The following is a 3,150-nucleotide window of genomic DNA, read 5'->3' on the forward strand; positions in this document are numbered from 1 at the left end:
AATCGGCCCAGATCCGCGAAATTTTAATCAGCGAGTCAGCTTGGGAAGAAATGACCTGCTTATTCGCACCTTCCCTAGCTAAAGCAAAAAAAAGTGCTCAAAAAATTCTGGAGAAAAAATCCGTTTCTGCCGATACTGCCTCTGCGGGCTGTGCCTATTTCAGGACAATGGACTCTCACCCGTTAAGAGATGGGGAAAATGAACTGGCAGCGCTTCAACAAAGTAAGTAGTTTTTCAGGAGAAACCAGTGGCATAGTAAAGAAAAGTTTTATTATTACCGCGGCGTTGCTGAGCAGTCTCTTTCTGGCGGCAATAGTGAATCTTTTATATATCGCGGATAATCTTAATAATAAAGCAGACGCGCGCAGCAGTTTACTTTTGCAAAAAGCCCTCACTAACCGGCAGGAAAAGATACGCGCAAATTTAATGGATAATGCCGACTGGGGCGAAGCGTATAATAATTTGCACAAGCAGGTGAATGTTAAATGGGCATGGGACAGCCAGAACCTTGGTGAATCGCTTTACACGAATTACCAGTATGAAGGCGTATTTGTTTTGTCTCCCGCCGGGGAGACGCGTTATAGCGTCATTGAAGGAAATCTTGTCAGCCAGCCTTTCGAGAAATGGCTCAACCGGAACATCACCAAAGAACTTTTTAACGACCTCTCACAAAGCCAGGGTAAAGCCGTCTCACGCCTTATGATGACCAACGGGCAACTCACCTTACTGGCGGCGGCCCGGATCACGTCGGAAGACGATGAAAGCATCACGCCGGTGGCGGAAGATGCCTCGGTACTGATTTTCGCCGACGTGTTAACGCCCGTTAAACTGGAGAAAATGGGCAACGAATACGGCATTCATAATGCGCATACGTTCGGCATGGAGCCACACCTGAAAGCCGACTACCGGGAAGCTCAGCTTATTTTACCCATTGATAATGGCGATGTTCTGATTGAGTGGCGAAGCGACGATCCGGGCAGAGCGCTGATGAAACGGGAGCTGCCGTTAATCATCATTCTGATGTTATCGACCATTGCATTTACCTGGTTGATGCGGCGTGGTGCGTTAATCAAAGCGCAAATTAATGACGAAAATGTTTTCCTGCTTGAGCAAAGCCGACAAGCGCTTACGGCAAGTGAACGACGCTTTCGCGACGTCATTGAAGCCACCACCGACTGGATTTGGGAAGCGGACAGCGAGGCACGGCTAACGTGGTTATCCGACCGTTTTTCCGGCGTTACCGGTCATCATTCTGACGACTGGCTTGGGCGGAACATGTTGGATTTCATCCACAGCGACAAAATCCTTTTTCATCACTGGCTGCTGAATCCGCAGACGAGCAGTAATTACACGCTCAAAAAGGCCCGCTATTTCTCAGCTCAGGGCCATCAGCGTTACTGCAATGTGGTGGCGAAGCGCGCCATTATGGATGATGGTTCTATGGGCTTTCGCGGTACGGTGACCGATGTCACTCTGGAAGTGGAGGCGCAGGAGCGTGCCGAGTATTTATCGCGGCATGATGAATTAACCGGCCTGCCAAACCGGGTCAGAATGAAAGAGTTTCTGGAAGGTGAGCTGCGTTCTTTACCCGATCCGGATCATCCCCTGGCCATGATCAGCCTCGACCTGGATAAATTCAAACCGGTAAATGATTTATTCGGCCACAATGCGGGCGATGCGTTACTCAATGAAGTCGCCAGCCGGTTGCGGTCCTGTACCCGTAAAATCGATCTGGTTGCCCGGCAGGGCGGAGATGAGTTTATCCTTATTCTGCCGGCTATTTATGTGCGTAAAGACATAGAGACGCTCTGCCAGCGCATTGCCAGTGAAATAAGCCGGCCTTTTATCGTTAACGGCAATGAAGTGTATATCAGCGTGAGTATGGGGATTGCACTGGCGCCTCAGGATGCAATGAACGCCAGCGATCTGATTCGGTTATCCGATATCGCATTGTATAAAGCGAAAAATACCGGTCGCAATAACTGGGTGTTTTACGAACCCAACATGGGCGAGTACTTAATTCAGCGCCGGGAAATGGAAAAAGAGTTTCGTGAAGCGTTATGCACAGACCAGTTTCAGCTGGTTTATCAGCCCCGTTACGACATTAAAACCTCGCGTATCGCTGCTGTCGAAGCACTGGTTCGCTGGCAGCATCCGCGTCTCGGTTTACTGATGCCGGATCAGTTCATCCCGCTTGCGGAAGAGACGGGCCTGATCGTTGCCATGAGTGATGTGGTGCTGGAGAAAGCCTGTAAAGATATGGTGCATCTCTCGCCCGATTTGGTTATTTCGGTCAATATTTCGGCGTTGGAGTTTAATACCCGTGGCCTGGCGAAACGGGTAAAGGCTGCGCTGCAAAAATCGGGGCTTAAACCGTCCCGGCTGGAGTTAGAAATTACCGAAAACGTGACGATTTCCAATCCGGATATCACGCTGGAAACCATGAAGCAGCTGAAGGATATCGGCGTACGCTTTTTGATTGATGACTTTGGAACCGGCTACTCGGCATTAAGCTATCTGAAACGCTTCCCGTTCGACGGAATAAAGCTGGATAAATCTTTTGTGTTCGCCATGGAGGAATCGGAAACCGCCAAAATCATCGTTGAGAATATTATCTGCCTTGGCAAAGCCTATTCGCTGGCTGTCACCGCTGAAGGCGTGGAAACGGCGGAGCAGTTGAAAAGGCTTAAACAATATCACTGTGACGAGGCGCAAGGGTATTTCATCGGGAAGCCTGTCGCGCTTGATGCGTTAAATTTAGACGTGGCATTTAGTGTGTGAATGCACGTCAGTGGATGGCGGAGCCAGGTTCCGTCGCCGTTTCTACTGAAGATTACCGAGGCAGGCTGCGCGTCTGCCTCGGTGTGTTGTCAGGCGGCTTTAAATGTATTCCCGATCTGTTTTAACGCGCGCTTCATTTCCGCGACGGTTTGGCGTGCGGAGTCTAGTTGAGTAAGCAGCGCTTCCTCCTGCGTATTCATCGCCACAAGCACCAGACAGCCCTCGCTAATTTTCACCGTGTAATGTTGGCCGGGTGCAAAACCCGCTTCGCATAGCCATTTACCCTGACAGGGGGCACTGTTGCAAAGTTAGCGATGAGGCAGCCTTTTGTCTTATTCAAAGGCCTTACATTTCAAAAACTCTGCTTAC

1 protein-coding gene and 2 pseudogenes are annotated in these 3,150 nt (G+C 49.8%); 2 read left to right on the forward strand and 1 reads right to left on the reverse strand.

The window, feature by feature from the left end; translation table 11 throughout:
• Positions 1 to 230, forward strand: a pseudogene (locus OGX94_RS24925) (hypothetical protein); the annotation flags it as partial.
• Complete coding sequence (locus OGX94_RS03520) at positions 199 to 2,781, forward strand: bifunctional diguanylate cyclase/phosphodiesterase (RefSeq protein WP_286568723.1); 2,583 nt, start codon at positions 199 to 201, stop codon at positions 2,779 to 2,781. The pseudogene OGX94_RS24925 and the gene OGX94_RS03520, both read left to right, overlap by 32 nt.
• Positions 2,782 to 2,870: 89 nt before the next feature.
• Here OGX94_RS03520 and OGX94_RS03525 read toward each other — a convergent pair.
• Positions 2,871 to 3,056: pseudogene (locus OGX94_RS03525) on the reverse strand (SymE family type I addiction module toxin); the annotation flags it as partial.
• Positions 3,057 to 3,150 lie beyond the last annotated feature (94 nt).

Origin of the sequence: Citrobacter sp. Cpo037 (assembly GCF_030332945.1) — a bacterium.
Classification (GTDB): domain Bacteria; phylum Pseudomonadota; class Gammaproteobacteria; order Enterobacterales; family Enterobacteriaceae; genus Citrobacter; species Citrobacter portucalensis.